Origin of the sequence: Bilifractor sp. LCP21S3_F8 (assembly GCF_052117805.1) — a bacterium.
Classification (GTDB): Bacteria; Bacillota; Clostridia; order Lachnospirales; family Lachnospiraceae; genus Bilifractor.
The window spans coordinates 1-16,301 of record NZ_JBQKIK010000007.1 but is presented as its reverse complement, the minus strand read 5'-3'; the positions used below and the strand labels follow the sequence as shown (position 1 = coordinate 16,301).

Here is a 16,301-nt window from a genome sequence, read left to right as displayed (position 1 = left end):
TACTTCCCGATCCTTATTCTGTATCCTTGGCCCATCCGAGCGTCGAACGGACGGCCTGCTTCCATCCCTTCAGTTCTCTTGTACGGGTCTCATCGTCCATCTGAGGCCGGAATTCACGGTCTATGGACCAGTTATGCATGACATCGTCTCTGCTGCTCCAGAAGCCTGTTGCGAGCCCTGCGAGGTAAGCGGCGCCCATGGCCGTCGTTTCGACGCATACCGGGCGTCTCACCGGTGTGTTGATGATATCGGACTGAAACTGCATCAGGAAATTATTCATGCTTGCGCCGCCGTCCACCTTTAGCGAAGACAGATGAATTCCCGAATCCAGCTCCATCGCGTGAAGCACATCACTGGTCTGGAAAGCCAGAGATTCCAGCGTTGCCCGGATGATATGATATTTGTTTACGCCGCGGGTCAGCCCTGTTATGGCGCCGCGGGCGTACGGATCCCAGTACGGAGCTCCGAGTCCGGTAAAAGCAGGAACCACATAGCATCCATTCGTGTCCGGGACTCTTGTCGCAAAATATTCAGAATCCGGTGAGGAATCAACAATCTTCAGTTCATCGCGAAGCCATTGAATCGCAGCTCCTGCTACGTAGACAGATCCTTCAAGGGCATAATCCACTTTCCCGTCCAGCCCCCAAGCAATCGTCGTCAGAAGCCCGTTTTCGGAATATACCGGCTTATCCCCTACGTTCATCAGCATAAAGCAGCCGGTACCATAGGTATTTTTTGCCTCACCGGGTTGGAAACAGGTCTGTCCGAACAGCGCAGCCTGCTGATCTCCCGCTGCTCCCGCAATCAGAACCGGTGCACCGAAAAATTCTTTGTCCGTCTCTCCGTATATGCAGCTTGACGGTTTCGCCTCAGGAAGAATACTCATGGGGATGTCCAGAATGTCGCAGAGCTCCTCATCCCACTTCAGCGTGTTGATATTGAACAGGAGCGTACGGGATGCGTTGGAATAATCCGTCACATGAACCTTTCCCTTGGTCAGCTTGTAGATCAGCCAGCTGTCCACGGTCCCGAAGCAGAGATCTCCCTTCTCCGCCATCTCCCGGGCACCTTCGACATGATCCAGAATCCAGCGGATTTTTGTACCGGAAAAATACGGATCGATAATGAGCCCCGTTTTCTTCTTGAATATATCGACAATTTCCGGGCGGTTCACTCTCAGATTTTCTGTGAAATCAGCGGTACGGCGGCACTGCCAGACAATTGCGTGGCTGATCGGCTGCCCGGTTCTGCGGTCCCACAAAATTGTTGTTTCACGCTGATTCGTAATGCCAATTGCCGCAATTTCCTCTGGCGCGGCATCAATCTTCCGCATCGCTTCACGCGCTACCTGCAGCTGACTCTGCCAGATCTCATTGGCATCATGCTCCACCCAGCCCGGCTGAGGGAAGTACTGCATGAATTCCTTCTGCGCCATACTGCAGATTTCACCTCTGCTGTTGAACAGAATACAACGGTTGCTTGTGGTACCCGAGTCCAGTGCCATCACATACTTTGCCATAATTGTAAAAACCTCCCTTGTCCGCTGCTTTGTGGAAGCAAACGAAAAAGTCAGTCAATAGACGATAGTCTTTTTCTATCGCTTTTCGACTGACTCCATCCAACTCCAGTGCGTATACTCTATAACTCTTTAACTCTTTAGGTAAATCTCATAGATTCATTTCTGAAACAGTTATATTTTATTGCACTTTTACCAAATTAGCAAGCTGTTTTTTCAAGCTGTTTTTTCAATTGGCAGCATCTTAACCTCTCTGACAAACTTCTGCTCCGGAAGGATTATAGTACTGTGCAGTGATACATACTCACTTCTTAATACTGCCAGCATCCGGCCTCAGCTATGAAGGCTTCCCTTCCTGGAAGTTCCACGGTTGCTGTTGTATTTGCCGGTACCTGGATCGTGTAATGATAATTTCCTTCTGCATCCTTTTCCCAGCGGCAGGAGACCAGCCCGTACACGCTGTCATAGCTGCTCTCCGCGAAGCTGCATCTCCCGCCCGGCTTGGGCGCAATCCGGAAGGAGTTTCTTCCGTTCACGGAAATTCCACACATCGTGCGGAACAGCCACGCACAAACTGCTCCCTTGGAATAATGGTTCAGGGATCCGATCCCTCCCTGCTTTGACGCAGGTCCTTCCCATGCCTCCCAGATGGTTGTGGCCCCATTCTTCGGCATAGAAAGCCATCCCGGAATATCTTCGTTCTCCAGAAGACGGTACGCATACTTGACATCAATCTCTGTAAGCACGTCCAGAATTAACGGAGTAGAAAGGAATCCGGTTCCAAGTCTCCAGTCATAATGGTCCAACGCTTTGATCAGCCGTTTCTTGGCAAATTCTGTCTGTTCTTCATTCAAAAGATTAAAAGCAAGAGGTCTGACGAGTTGTGCCTGGCGGTCCGTATCCAGACTGTATTTTCCTCCGCTGACTAGCTCCTGATATGCTCTGCGGCATCCATTGCTGCTGCGCATAAACTCTCCGGCATCTCTATCGTGTCCGAGTATCCTGGCAATGTTCGCCATCAGACGAAGTACATATGCGGTATAGGCAGTCGATACCTCCGGGTGGGGAGTAACGAAATCCTGCCACCGGAAAGCACATACATCCTCAGGCTCCGCCCATTCCCCATAGCTTTGTCCCTTATTAACCAGATATTTCCGGTTTTCTGGGGAAAGTCTGATCTTTTCTGCTAAAGGTGAGTGATTCACGCCCATCCGCTTTTCCATGAAACGGGCATACCTTGCCATGCCGTCATAGAACTCTTCCAGAATGCTTTTATCGCCGAACATCTTTGCATAACGGTAGGGCATCAGGATTCCGACATCGGCCCATCCCACCGATCCGTTCATCGATCGCATATAAGAATCAGCGCCTCCGTCGGGCACGATATGCGGCAGGCAGCCGTCTTTCTTCTGCCAGTCAAAGACATCATGCAGCCATTTTTTAGAGAAGCTGGCAAAGTCCATCATATACGCCGCGGTTTCAAAAAAAATCTGCGCATCTCCTGTCCAACCGTGACGTTCTCTGGTCGGACAATCAGTCGGAATATCCAGATGGTTGCTCTTGGCAGACCACATTGTAGCCTGATAAAAACGGTTCAACAGCAGATCTGAGCATTTAAAGCTTCCGACCGTCTTCATATCGGAATAGACGGCAATGGAGACAATGTTCTCCGGATCCAGCTCCACATCGCCTTCCACCTCCGCGTATCGAAATCCGAAAACTGTAAAACGGGACTCATATTCATTCCATCCGTTTTTACAAGTAAATTCGATCTTCTGCAGGGGGGTAGTCCGTTTTTTTCTCGTGAGCTGAATATTGGCGAGCGTCAGATTTCCCTCCTCATCCAGCATTTCTCCAAAACGCCACACCATCCTCTGACCGTTCTCTGCGTGAACACGAAAAGAGATAATTCCGGCAAGATTCTGTCCAAAATCCAGGAGCTTCTTTCCGTTTGGCGCAGTCGTGATAAGTGGATGAAAGGTCTCATGTTTCGTAACCGGCACATTATTGGAGCAGGTCGGAAGTACCTCATGGCTTGTCAGCTTTGCATACCCAACATAGGAAGAATCTGCAAAAGCATCCATACGAGCATCCACAATTTCCCCATCCTTATTGTCTGCAAAACGGACCGGGCCCTGATCGGACCATTTCCAGCCTGCATCTGTTCCGATCACATCCGATGAGCCGTCCTCATAACAGATCTCCATCTGCGCCAGAAGCTTTGTCTCACTCCCGTACTGATTCTTCAATCCATAAGCACCGCAACTTCCTCGATACCATCCGTCAGCCAGATCTACATCCAGGATATGAGAATCCACTGAAAGCATATCTGTGACATCATAAGTCTGATACTGCACACGCTTCCTGTAATCCGTATAACCGGGTGCCATATAAAAATCACCCACTTTTACGCCGTCAATCCTGGCCTCATAGAGACCGCAGGCAGTGATGTAGAGTCTTGCCTTCTTCACCGCCCGTCTGCAGGTAAATTCCTTTCGGAAGCAATCGACCGGATAACGTTCCTTCTTATTCACCTTATAATTTCCGGTGATCCATTTCGCCTTCCAACAGGTCGCTGAACCTAGACCGATTTCAAAAAAAGCCTCTTCGCTGATCTCTCCGGCTCTATCCTCCTCATCCCAAAGCTGCACCGTCCACAGGACAGAATCCCTGCTATGCAGTTGGTCGCCTTCCCAGGGAATCAAATGCATCCGGTCAGAGCAAACTTTTCCGGAATCCCATATAAGTCTCCCTTCTTTTTCTGCCCGAATCCGGTATGCTGTCTGTCTGCGTCCGCCCTCACAATTCCAGGATAAACGCGGACGACGGATATCAATGCCCATCGGATTCGTCAAGTATTCCGTTCTAAGTCTGATTGCTTTCATCCCCATTTCCCTCCAAAATTAAACCCTGTGTTCTTTTCTGATTAAAGCCATAAATGCTCCTGCTTTTCCATGATTTGCCTCTGCAAGGATCATATCCGCAATCTTCTTTGGAAAGGCTCCACCGGAATTGACAATCATTCCATGCAGAGAACAATCCACGGAAGATGATACCATCATTCGGAATTCGGGATTGGAATAGTCCGGCTTCATTCCCATTTTCTTCGCGATCTGTTTTTCAATCATTTCACACATTTTACGCGCGATAAAGCTGAAGTCCTTCATCTCACTGAGTGTATTTCCGGATGTGAACTCTCCCTTCACAGGGGACCGATCCTCTTTAACCTCTCTTCCCAATAAAAGACTCCAGTCCTTCAGAGAAGGATGCCCTGCAGGCGCTTCATACCAGCTTCCCTTCAACCTATTCTCGGTGCAAAGGGTTACCCCTTCTATTATTAGACTCTTCTTCAGACGTATGTCTGCGGAAGACGCCCCTACCATAACCGTATATTTCCCGGAAGGGATAATAAATTTATCCTGAAATACAGCAAAGCTCCTCGCATCCAGCATCATGGTCACCGTTTTTTCCTCACCCGGCTCCAGATAAATCTTTTCAAATCCCTTTAATTCTTTGATCGCTCGAAAAATTCCATCCTGTGGATTTCCGATATAGAGCTGTACAATTTCCGCACCCGGATTGCTTCCTGTATTTTTGATGCTGACAGATACCTCGTATTGATATTCTGCTTTATCAGTCTCTAAAATCTTCAAATCAGAATAAACGAAATCTGTGTAGCTCAGCCCGAACCCAAACGGAAAATTCACACTCACCCCCGCTTTGTCATAATACCGGTAACCGACATAGATTCCCTCCCGATACTGGGCGTTCTTGCGAACCCCGGCATAGTAGCCGTAAGACGGCACATCCTTCAGGGAACGAACCCAGGTTTCTGTCAGTTTTCCGCTTGGATTTACCGCTCCGGTAAGAACATCATAGATAGCAGATCCTGAAGCCTGTCCTGACAACCCGGCATATACAATTCCCTCCGCCCGGTCCTGATACGGAATTTCCATCACGCTTCCACCCATCAGAACAAAAACCACGTGAGCGTGATGTAAGGTTGCTTCATCTATCATCCGCTTATGTCCGACCGGCAGATCCAGTGTATCACGGTCAAATCCTTCCGACTCATATTGAGAAGGCAGGCCGGCAAAGACGATAACTTTATCATACTTTCCGGCTGTCTGGTCAATCGCGTCAAGTGCACCTTCGAGCAGGTGTCCCTTTTCATCTACCACTTCCAGATAATCCGCTTCCGGCATCATGGGCAGAAACTGATCCTGCATTGTCGGATGGATATGACTGCTTCCGGCTCCCTGGTAACGTCCATCCTTCGCCATATGTCCGAGAATCAGAATCTTCTCACCGCCGTTCAACGGCAGAACATGGTTTTCGTTTTTCAACAGAACAATACCTTCTTCAGCTGCTTTTCTGGCGAGCTCGTGGTGTTTTGTCTCATCAAAGCCCCGTGAGTTTTCTGTTTGCGTAATTGTCTCCTGATGCTGCTCCCGATTTTTCTGCATGTCGAACACCAGTTTTAGCACCCGTGCAGCACAGCGATCTACACTATCCTCACTAAGCCTCCCTTCACGAATCGCATGCATGGCTTCTTCATCTACCGATATCGCACCTCCGGGCATAGAAAGATCACATCCGGCAGAAAAACCGTTTGCTCTGTCATTCATTGCGCCCCAGTCGGTGACAACCATTCCCTTGAATTTCCACTCTTCCCGCAAAATTTCTGTCAGGAGATGATAATTGTCCGAGTTATAGACTCCATTGATTTTGTTATAGGAACACATGACAGTTTTAGGCTGCGCATTCCGGACCACTCTTTCAAAACCGGCCAGATAGATCTCACGGAGTGTACGCTCATCGATCTGAGAATCCGAAGAAAATCTCTTGTATTCCTGATTATTTGCTGCAAAATGCTTCAGGCTGCATCCCGTTCCGGTCGACTGCATACCCTCTACATAGGCGGCCCCCATTTCCCCGGCTGCAAATGGATCCTCTGAAAAATACTCAAAGTTTCTCCCACACAGCGGATTTCTCTTGATATTGATACCAGGACCCAGAACGACAGAGACATCATACGCACGTGCTTCTTCTCCGATCGCCTCAGCTACCTGACGAATCAGATCCCGGTTCCACGATTCCCCCAGCGTCACAGCTGTAGGAAAACAAGTGGCCGGTTCCGATTGATTGATGCCGAGCATATCCGCTTCCTCACTCTGTTTTCGAAGACCGTGAGGACCGTCCGTCATCATAATAGATGGAATTCCGTATTGTTCAAATGCCTTTGTATGCCAGAAATCCTTGCCGGAACAGAGGGCAATCTTGTCTTCCAGAGACATCTCATCCAGAATCTGTCTTATTTTCAGGTTTCTCATTTCCTCTGTGTATTTGTCCATGTAATTATTACACCCTTTCCTGCGCTATCCTCAAACTTGCAGCATTCTTTTGACTAATTAAGCTTTGTTGTCCGGGTTCGAAAATTTCTGTTCTGAAATTATTCTTACGTAAATTCTTATTTCACAGCTTTTTTCTTTCTCTCAGCAAGTTCTGTCACGATCTTCGAATAAATTTTCTCCAGGTCGTACATTTTAAACAGAATTGTCATTCCGATCAAAAGAGCCAGCGGAATATAGATAGAAAACGTAAAGATTCCTGCAGTAACCGCTGACGGCTGTTCTGCCGCTGCCGCGCCTGAAATAAATCCACACGCACCCAGGATCCACCCTATCAATGATCCTCCGATACCTGATCCGATTTTGGACCCGAAGGATGATGCTGAATTGCTCATCCCGACCAGCTTATGTCCGAACTTCCAGTCATTGTACTCAACACAGTTATTTACCAGTGCACTGGTCAGACACATGATTGGAATGTTCGCAAAGGTAACCATGCTTCCACCCACCAGACAGGAAATCAGGCTGTATGGGGTGAATACACGATAGATACAGCCGGCAATACCAATGATACAGCCGGTCAGGCAGGTCTTTGCCATTCCTAATTTCTTCGTCATCGGACCAACAAGTATAAAGCCCGCAAAGGTTGGAATCAGACCGACAGCGCCCAAAAGCGCGACAATGTTGTCGTTGCCAAGGATATACTTTGCGTAAAAGGTTCCTCCGGAAGTAGAGAGTCCGTAGGAAATATTCATCAAAAGATTGGCAATCAACATAATCACCCAATATTTATTCTGGAATAAAAGCTTGATTGACTGTGCAAAAGCTAGTTTGTCAGGGCCCTCTGTGCTCTCCGCATCCTCTTCCTTCCTACTCTCTGCGACCGTCTCTTTTGATGATTTGTATAAAACGACCATGCTGATGAAGGAAAGAATTGAAAAAACAGCTGCCACTTTGATCCATGCCGCCTGGGTCCCTCCCAGAAGATTCGTGATCGGTATCAGACCGATCGATATAATCATGCCGACCACATATCCGAAGACTGCGCGGTATATTCCCATCTTTCCACGCTCCTCGCTGCTCTCCGTGCGCATGGCAATCATAGCGCCGTAGGGGATGGCAATCGCTGTATAGATGACTGCGCTGCACAGGATGTTTGTGATCAGCACATAACCGGACTGAACACCCCTGGATGCCTTCGTGGGAACCGTGAAGAGCAAGACAATAATTGCCGCTATCGGAATCGCCATGATCCGAAACCATGGCCTGGCTTTTCCATCCCTGAAAGTAACATCATCCATAATCTTTCCCATGATCAAATCCGTAAACGCATCTATAATCTTAGCGATAACGAGCATGGTTGCCACCGCTGCCGCTGCAAGTCCCACTTTATCCGTATAGAAATACGTCAGTTGTCCCACCAGACAGGAAACCGCATTTAAAGGAAGCTGACCGATTCCATCTCCCAGATAATCCTTAAAGCGCATAGTTTTCTGAATTCCCATCGCGTCCTTACCAAGTGCCATTTTCTTTCCCATAATCTCCTCCTGTAAAACATCGATATCCGAGCTGGCCGGGCCCCATAACGGTTCTTTTATGAACAGTCTAACAGGAAAATAGCCCTTTTTATTGTAAAATTGTGATGATATATTGTAAAATTAAGGCATTATCGGAAGAAACTTATTACGGATAAGAAGCAAATCATTGAAATATCGAAGAATCAAAATATAGCAGTCTGAATATCTTTAAACATGAAAATCTACAGAAGATAAAAGAAAGGCTTCATTAATGAACATAGATTTTGAACAAAAGCTAAACATGATTTATCATGCCACCTATGTGCCGACCCACTATTACGTAAAGAGTAATCTGAAGGCTGTTTATCCTTCTCTCAGCCTTCCGGATGATTATCTGGAGCATTATAAGGACCAATTGCTCTCTGCACAAGATAATCTTCTTTATCTGACGACAAAAGAATTTGCCTATTTTGGCTTCTGCAGAAACCCGGAGACCGGTGAGTCTGTCGTTTTAGGTCCGGTCTGCTCAATACCCTTAGGTGACGAGGCAATTGATCATCTCATTTCCGCTTACAGCCTCCCGGTGCAGATGCGGCTTCAGATCATAGATTTTTTTCATCAGACGCCTCTTTTCTCTCTGGATCAGTTTCTGAATATCCTTGCATTAATCTATACAGAGCTGACCGGAAACGACATTGACATCTTTGCACGGTTTGGAATTGTAAATCATGAAAGGGAAGAAGAAATAGGAAATGTACACTCCAGGTTGCTCTATGAGCGCAAGGAGGAACAGCATTATCATGATACCTACTTTTTTGAGCAGGCCTACTATGGATTTGTCGAACGGGGAGATTTGAATGGCCTGAAGGATTTCATGAAAACGGTTCCACCGCTTGACATCGGTTCTGTCGCTCAGGATTCCCTGCGGCAATCGAAGAATATCTTTATCATCACTATTGCGCTTATGACTCGTCACGCAATCTCCGGAGGTCTCGATATTGAAACTGCCTATCAGCTCTCCGATTCCTACATTCAGGAAGCGGAGCGTATGACAGATGCCACAGCTATCACGCTGTTAACCGCAACAGCGACAATGGATTTCACCAGAAGAGTTTCTGACGCGAAAATTCCCAGCGGTATGTCAACGGATGTCTTTCGCGCCATTCAGTTTATCTCGAATCATATCAATCGAAACATATCTGTCAGTGATATAGCAAAGGAACTGAAAATGGACCGAAGTACTCTCTCCAGAAAATTCAAAAAAGAGCTTGGATTCCATATCAGTTCCTATATCATGCGGCGGAAACTGGAGGAGGCCAGAAGCCTTCTGCGCTACACCGATAAAACGATCAGTGAGATAAGCGAATATCTGTGCTTCTCCTCACAGTCCTATTTTCAGAATGTCTTTCGCAAAAAATACGGTTGCACACCCAGGGAATATCGAAAATCTGTCACGAAATCAGAAACGCACGCTCGTTAATTCATCCCTTTATATTCACGCGTGAGCTGAACAACAACCGGAGAAAGCAGAAGCACGGCAATCAGGTTTGGAAACGCCATGAGTGCGTTCGAGGCGTCCGCAATCGTCCAGGCAAGTCCCAGCTTTACATTTGCTCCGACCACAACGAAGATTACATAGATCGCCTGATATACCTTTGAACCGGTCGTTCCGAAAATAAATTCAAAACATCTGCTCCCATAAAGGCTCCAGGAAAGCAATGTCGAATAGGCGAACATGGCAATACATACGGCGATTACAATGGCTGCCAGCTTTGTTCCAAGCACTGTTCCAAACGCCATAATGGTCAGATCCGTTCCTGCGGTCTTTCCATAAAAGGCCTCGGCCTTGCCGGATATCAGGATCGCAAGCGCTGTCAGCGTACAGATAACGATGGTATCCGCAAAAACTTCAAATACACCATACATTCCCTGCTGAACCGGATGCTCGACATCTGCAGCCGCATGCGCAATCGGTGCCGTTCCAAGTCCGGCCTCATTCGAGAAAATACCTCTTCCGAATCCGGCCTTCACTGCCTGCTGAACCGCTACACCTGCAAGCCCGCCGCTGATGGATTTCGGATCAAAGGCACCCCTGAAAATATCGGAAAATACAGATCCGATCATGCCGGCATTTCCCAGAACCACGACCAGTGCCGCCACAATGTATACAAGTGCCATCACCGGAACCAGTTTTTCGGTTACGCTTCCGATTCGCTGCATACCTCCGAACAATACGAGAATGGTCAGGACCGCTCCAATAATACCGATCACCATATAAAGCGCCTGAAGGTCTCCCGCAGGAAGGTTCGGCTGGAAGGATGTGACAACTGCTCCGATCGAGGTAACGATGGTATTGATCTGGGTCATATTTCCTGTACCGATCGCGGCTATAGAGCCGAAAACACAGAACAGAACTGCCAGCCAGTGCCATCTGGCACCGAGTCCGTTCTGGATATAGTACATCGGACCGCCCACAAAATCTCCATTGCTGTTCTTCTTGCGGAAATGAACGGCAAGCAGAATCTCCGAGTATTTCGTACACATTCCAAACAGAGCCGCTATCCACATCCAGAAAATAGCGCCCGGCCCGCCAATTGCGATCGCACCCGCAACGCCGGCGATATTTCCGGTTCCGACTGTTCCCGCCAGCGCCGTGCTGAGCGCCTGTACCGGGGTCAGACTTCCATTTTGATTCTCCTTGCGAACGAACAGCTGTCCGACAGTCTTCTTCATGATATATCCGAACTTGCGAAACTGCATGAAGCGAAGACGAATACTCAGGAAAACGCCTGTTCCAAGCAACAGCACAAGCATGGGAATGCCCCAGACCAGCGAGTCGAACTGATTGATGATTTCCGTAATATTTTTCATGGTTTCCCCTTCATCGACAATCATATAAAATGACTACCGCATTTGAAATACCCGCCTCATTACCGGAGGCCTCTCTCACCTGCGATAGTCTTTCTGAAAAATACTGATTCCAAATGATAAAAACACTCCGCGATCCCGATGCCTGATTCCTCTGCTACAGCATATCCCAGATCGCCGGACTGGTGGCGGAAACCGCGATGGCTCCGTGGTCCAGCGCGTTCATCACATCCTCCCGGTCACTGATGAGTCCTCCGCAGATCAGCGGCAGATTCGCCGATCTCCGGATCTTGCTGATCACCTTCGGCGCCAGCGTTCCAGGAAGAATCTCAATCACATCCGGCTGTGATGAATAGCTCTGTCTGGTCAGCTTCCCGACGGTGTCCATTGCTCTGCTGTCCAGAATAAAGACACGAAGAACCGCTGCAAGTCCCCGGTCCTTGATGCAGGAGATCAGACTGCTCCTCGTCGTGATGATTCCCTGCGCCATGGTCCTCTTCTTCAGGAAATCAACGGCAGCCTCCCTCTGACTCAATCCGTCAATCAGATCCAGGTGAACGACCGGTGTCTTCCCGGCTTTTGCGATTTGCTCTGTGATTCCGGAGATACTGCACACATCGCCATAGAGAACAAATACAATCTCAACCTCTGTCTTCAGGCAGGCCTCAAGGCCCTCGTCATTTCTGACAGCCGCCACAATCGGACTGTCCTCCAGTTTATCCAGAAATTCCTTATTCATGTCTCATTGTAACGGCTGATGACCGTCTGTGCATCCAATGTAGTACTACCGTCTGTCGTATACAGTCTCACCTCACTGAAGGAAGGCTTTTCAAGCATTCCAACAAGCTCCCGCAGATTCATTGTCCGAACGCTGTATTCGCTGCCGCGCGAAGAAGCTGCGCGTGCCGCTTCCGTACGATCCGTATAAACAGGAATGCAGTGCGTCCGGGCGTCAGAAGCCCGATAGCAAACCATCCGTCTCTCATTTCCCTTGCAGATCGTGTAATATTCTCTATCCCTATTCAGCGCAAGCACCGCACTTTTCGATTTCTGCATCCGATAGCTCTCCACCGAATTCAGGACACCGGATATGTCTTTGAATCCGCTGTAGAGATCTGTCTCAATCCCTGTTTTATATTTCTTCAGCATCCCGGAATCACGGAGAATGTCCTCATCCGTCTTGCCGCAGGAACGGATACCGGTGAAGTGATCCACTTCCTTTCCGGATGCCGCGTCATACAAGGCAACCGTCTGAAGCGTCCATATTTTTTCCGATTTCCAGATAGCCAGAACCCTCTTCAAATACTTTCCGGTCTCCTCACGGTCTTTGCCCAGTTCGGATACGACTTCAGAACCGACAGCAGCAAGCCAGAACCGTGATCCGTCGCTGACATAGGCATACATTGCCTTTCCGCCCCTAGGGTCGTACTCCTTCTCAAATCTGAGGACCTTGTCCTCCTCGCTTTCCTCAGAGCTGCTGTATACCGCCGCAAAAAGGTGGTAACGTCTGCAGAACTCCTTCTCACGGATCTTCTCCGAATCAGGATCCGGAAGGACCGCCGCAATATTTCCGTTTTTCAGATAAAACCAGTCCGCATTCGGAAAGTTCTTTTCATTTATTGAAATTGAGTCGTTCATAATCGCATTCTTTTCTCCTTACATGGATTGCATATCGGAATTACCGCTTCCGAAGGCGGAATATTTCAAAATCCCATCAGCTGGAAAGCTCTCCGGGTATTTCAGAAGCCGGTCAGCCAAGAATCGAACCGTAATTGTGAGCCGATTGAACTGCCGCGTTCCATTCCGGATGGAACTCCGCAGTTCCCGGAACCGGATGCCCTTCCTTCCAGGTTCTTCCGGCAGCCATAAAGGAAATGGCGTTCTTTCCTCCCGCCAGTCCCCACTGATTATCAGACGGAGTCATGTTGCTTCCGACAATCGTTTTCAGTACAGTTCCATTCGAGAGTGTAAAATCAATAAGGTCTCCGACCTTACCAAAGGACGGCATACAGGAAATCACGTATCTTCCGCTGATTCTTCCAAAACCCTCCGCATCAAAATCTCCGTACTTTTCCTTCAGCCCTCTCTCAAAAGTTCCCGCCGCACAGAAATTGTCCCATATACCATAACCATACTGACCGCCCGCGGACGCAGCCGGAGTGACTGTCGCAGAATCCCCCGCCGTCAGGGCGTCCGGCTCATTCGTCTGGTCAGGAAGCACATGGGTACACCAGCACAAATCCGGCGTGTAGACGGTCGTCGCGATAATCCCGCGGCTTGAGCTGTAGGCCTCAATTGTTTTCCCGTCTCCGGCATATATTGCCACATGATAGATCTCACCGGTCGCAGCATTCCGGTAGAAACAGAGATCTCCGGGAACCGCGTCCTCCAGTGAAACCTTCGCGCCGACCTGTGCCTGATCCTGTGCCACTCTCGGGAGCGATATCCCGAACTCACCGTAAAGCGTCTGCACAAATCCAGAACAGTCCGCGCCATCCGTCAGACTGGTTCCTCCCCATACATAATTGTTTCCGATGTAATAGGAGGCGTTTTTGATAATTGAAGCACCGAGGTCTTTTTTCTCGGACCAGGGGGTTACCGAAGACAGACTGTAATAGAACGCCCGGTTATCCTTCGGGCTGACCTTCTCTGTGGCTCCCGCGAAACTGCTCTCTCCTGCTGCCGCAACCTCAGCATTGACTTCTCTGCCGCCCCGGACACTGCTCCTCGGAACAAATCCCCGGCAGTCACCGGATTCCACATAGAACCAGTCGCTTCCTGCGTTTTCAATCTTGTACAGAAGGCCGTTTGCCGGAATAGTGCCGACCACTGTGCTGTTCGGATCCGGCTGTTCTGTAATATTCACTGCGGATAGCGTGAGCAGATTATGCTTTTCAGCGATGGTTTCTCGCGTCGTTGTGTTCGTGTGTGTGAACGCCTCATTGTCCCAGATCTCAACTGTCTTCGAGGCAAAATAAGGGCTCCAGTCGAATTCGGCCTTTTCTTCATCTGTATGAGCGTTTCCAAGCCGATAACGCGCCGCAATCAGGTGCTTCGCAGCTACCTCCGACCGGATTGAAGAAGCAGGAATAAAACCGCGGACCTCTCCGGACTCGACATACAGCCACCCGTTCCCCTCATCCTTCAGGCGGTACATGATGCCGCTTTTCGTGATATGTCCGACCACCTGAGCGGATGTGGCAGCCGACATATAGATATTCATATCCTCCGCGGCAAAAACCGGGTGCTTACCGATCGTCTCAAATCGAAGATTGGATACCTTCAGATATTCAGGCGGAACAACCGTACGGGATCCGGTCGGAGCTCTCTGCGGTCCTTCTGCCTCGCCCCCATTCGCCCCGGTCGAATCAGAAGCCGGTGTCTCTCCTGCTGTATCTGTAATCGTCAGTCCATCGGTGTCCTTCTGCCCATCCGCAGCCTTATTCCCGGAGCTCTCGTCAGACGATCCATTTTCTTTCACAGCGGATGATTCCGAAGCACCGGCCGACCCGGAAGCGCTCTGTGTGGATGCAGAGGAACTGGAAGACACAGTACCTGTCTCCGATGAAGAAGCTGAACTCTCTGGAACAGATCCCGCTGTTTCAGACGATGCTCCAGGAGAAGCAATTTCTCCCGTCCCCTGATTTCCTGCGTCCGGAGTCGTCGTCGCAGGAGCAGACGGTACTGCTGTCCCAGTAGTTCCTGCCCCGGCAGACGAGGATGCGATACTGCTGTCCGGCACCTGGCTGCTCCCCGTTACCGCTGAAGAAGAAGCGGTCGTGATCTCATCCGCTGACACAGCGAGTGCGGACGGAGCCGCCGTAATCGATGCAATTACCAGTGCAGTCACAATAATACCGAGCTTTTTTCTTATCTGATTCTGTCTCAATGGTCCTGCCTTTCCAATGATGTTCTGTCAATTCTGTCTTTTTCACGTTCTGTCAATTCTGTCTTTTTCAGTCAGTTTATTTCTTCTTATCTTGCCTGCTTATAACCGTATTTTTACTCAAAAGCATTTCTCTCGATCAGAAGCTTGAGTGTCTCCCAGTTCTTTGCAGAATCCGCGTTCTGCACAATTGCTATTCCCTCATCATAACAGCCGGCATCGCTCATGATTCCATACAGATTTGTCGGGTCATTCAGAATACTGTCACCGGTGTCGTAGATTGTTCTCCAGTTTGCCGCAAGTGCGTCCTTTTCTGTATCATCCGATTTGTCGATTACATCCATGACAATACCGAGAAGTTTATCCTGATCCATATCCTTCACATCATTTGTATTTGCCCAGGTGATCAGCGTAACCGCTGATAACACGCTTTGCAGTGAAGAGCCAGCCGTTCCGGGTCCCCAGCTTGTACAGATATCAAGAACATCTCCGAAAGAGCTTTCAAGAGAAGCAGCGGAATCATCCGAACTGACGGCAACTGCGGTCAGAGCTTCCGTCTCGGGTGCGACACTGTTCTGTGAGGACGAAGACACGGATGAAGACATGGAATCCGATGAAACTGATTCTCCGGACGAGGAAGAAACAATGGATTCAGACTGAGAGCCTTCCGCACTGCTGTCGGAAGACGATGCTGCTTCCGTCACTTCAGCCGCGGTGCTCTTCTCAACGGACGGCGCAGTGCCGGAGGTACGGTTCCCGCATCCAGCGGCGGAAACAGCAATGGCACCTGCTAAAAGAACGGTTATAACAGATTTCTTCATGAAATGTTCCTCCCTGCGAAAGTCCGAAACCCGGGGCAATCCACACCAGATAATGATCTGTACTGCCCCGCCAGCGGGATATGGATCTATGAAGGACATACTTTCCCGCTAAGGCTTATTGTTATTATTATAGTCTTCTGCACCAATCCGCGTCAATCCAAGGATGAAAACTTCTGAAGTGTATGAGACCTGTATGAGAATTACGCCCGGTAATAGTAAACAGTGCCACAAACTGTATAAGCTACGGATTGCTCCGTGCTTCGCACTCCCGCAATCCTACAGGTATTCGGATTTCGCGCGTTCGCGCTTCATCCTCATACCTGTTGCCTTCGAAATCGCATA

General features: G+C 49.0%; 10 protein-coding genes. 1 reads left to right on the top strand and 9 read right to left on the bottom strand.

Going from position 1 to position 16,301, the window contains the following annotated elements; genetic code table 11:
* Positions 1-13: 13 nt before the first annotated feature.
* The 4 genes from glpK to ACTQ3A_RS04990 all read right to left on the bottom strand — a co-directional run bounded on the left by glpK (position 14) and on the right by ACTQ3A_RS04990 (position 8,405).
* Positions 14-1,519, bottom strand: coding sequence for a glycerol kinase GlpK (gene glpK, locus ACTQ3A_RS05005; protein ID WP_441100165.1), 1,506 nt, complete (start codon positions 1,517-1,519; stop codon positions 14-16).
* A gap of 308 nt (positions 1,520-1,827) precedes the next feature.
* Positions 1,828-4,401, bottom strand: coding sequence for a family 78 glycoside hydrolase catalytic domain (locus tag ACTQ3A_RS05000; protein WP_441494295.1), 2,574 nt, complete (start codon positions 4,399-4,401; stop codon positions 1,828-1,830).
* Positions 4,402-4,419: 18 nt separating this feature from the next.
* A complete protein-coding gene (locus ACTQ3A_RS04995) occupies positions 4,420-6,870 on the bottom strand; it encodes a beta-glucosidase (protein ID WP_441494296.1) in 2,451 nt (816 codons plus the stop codon).
* Positions 6,871-6,986: 116 nt separating this feature from the next.
* Positions 6,987-8,405 carry an MFS transporter gene (locus tag ACTQ3A_RS04990; protein ID WP_441100168.1) on the bottom strand — a complete coding sequence of 473 codons (1,419 nt, stop codon included), beginning with the start codon at positions 8,403-8,405 and terminating at the stop codon, positions 6,987-6,989.
* Positions 8,406-8,655: 250 nt separating this feature from the next.
* On the opposite strand from ACTQ3A_RS04990, the gene ACTQ3A_RS04985 reads away from it, so the two are divergent.
* Complete coding sequence (locus tag ACTQ3A_RS04985; protein ID WP_441100169.1) at positions 8,656-9,864, top strand: helix-turn-helix transcriptional regulator; 1,209 nt, start codon at positions 8,656-8,658, stop codon at positions 9,862-9,864.
* Here ACTQ3A_RS04985 and ACTQ3A_RS04980 read toward each other — a convergent pair.
* The 5 genes from ACTQ3A_RS04980 to ACTQ3A_RS04960 form a co-directional block, all read right to left on the bottom strand.
* Complete coding sequence (locus ACTQ3A_RS04980; protein WP_441100170.1) at positions 9,861-11,255, bottom strand: alanine/glycine:cation symporter family protein; 1,395 nt, start codon at positions 11,253-11,255, stop codon at positions 9,861-9,863. The two genes, ACTQ3A_RS04985 and ACTQ3A_RS04980, sit on opposite strands and share 4 nt — an antisense overlap.
* Positions 11,256-11,409: 154 nt before the next feature.
* Complete coding sequence (locus tag ACTQ3A_RS04975; RefSeq protein WP_441100171.1) at positions 11,410-11,991, bottom strand: glycerol-3-phosphate responsive antiterminator; 582 nt, start codon at positions 11,989-11,991, stop codon at positions 11,410-11,412.
* A complete protein-coding gene (locus ACTQ3A_RS04970) occupies positions 11,988-12,890 on the bottom strand; it encodes a hypothetical protein (RefSeq protein WP_441100173.1) in 903 nt (300 codons plus the stop codon). Before ACTQ3A_RS04970 ends, ACTQ3A_RS04975 begins: the two co-directional genes overlap by 4 nt.
* Positions 12,891-13,002: 112 nt before the next feature.
* Positions 13,003-15,102 carry an NlpC/P60 family protein gene (locus tag ACTQ3A_RS04965; protein ID WP_441495255.1) on the bottom strand — a complete coding sequence of 700 codons (2,100 nt, stop codon included), beginning with the start codon at positions 15,100-15,102 and terminating at the stop codon, positions 13,003-13,005.
* 152 nt (positions 15,103-15,254) lie between these two features.
* Complete coding sequence (locus ACTQ3A_RS04960) at positions 15,255-15,959, bottom strand: hypothetical protein (protein WP_441100175.1); 705 nt, start codon at positions 15,957-15,959, stop codon at positions 15,255-15,257.
* Positions 15,960-16,301 lie beyond the last annotated feature (342 nt).

Excerpts from the sequence above, each read along its gene's own strand:
- ACTQ3A_RS04995 (WP_441494296.1), bottom strand. The coding sequence starts at position 6,870 with ATGGACAAATACACAGAGGAAATGAGAAACCTGAAAATAAGACAGATT.
- ACTQ3A_RS04985 (WP_441100169.1), top strand. The coding sequence starts at position 8,656 with ATGAACATAGATTTTGAACAAAAGCTAAACATGATTTATCATGCCACC.
- ACTQ3A_RS05000 (WP_441494295.1), bottom strand. The coding sequence starts at position 4,401 with ATGAAAGCAATCAGACTTAGAACGGAATACTTGACGAATCCGATGGGC.
- ACTQ3A_RS04960 (WP_441100175.1), bottom strand. The coding sequence starts at position 15,959 with ATGAAGAAATCTGTTATAACCGTTCTTTTAGCAGGTGCCATTGCTGTT.
- ACTQ3A_RS04980 (WP_441100170.1), bottom strand. The coding sequence starts at position 11,255 with ATGAAAAATATTACGGAAATCATCAATCAGTTCGACTCGCTGGTCTGG.
- ACTQ3A_RS04970 (WP_441100173.1), bottom strand. The coding sequence starts at position 12,890 with ATGAACGACTCAATTTCAATAAATGAAAAGAACTTTCCGAATGCGGAC.
- glpK (WP_441100165.1), bottom strand. The coding sequence starts at position 1,519 with ATGGCAAAGTATGTGATGGCACTGGACTCGGGTACCACAAGCAACCGT.
- ACTQ3A_RS04975 (WP_441100171.1), bottom strand. The coding sequence starts at position 11,991 with ATGAATAAGGAATTTCTGGATAAACTGGAGGACAGTCCGATTGTGGCG.
- ACTQ3A_RS04990 (WP_441100168.1), bottom strand. The coding sequence starts at position 8,405 with ATGGGAAAGAAAATGGCACTTGGTAAGGACGCGATGGGAATTCAGAAA.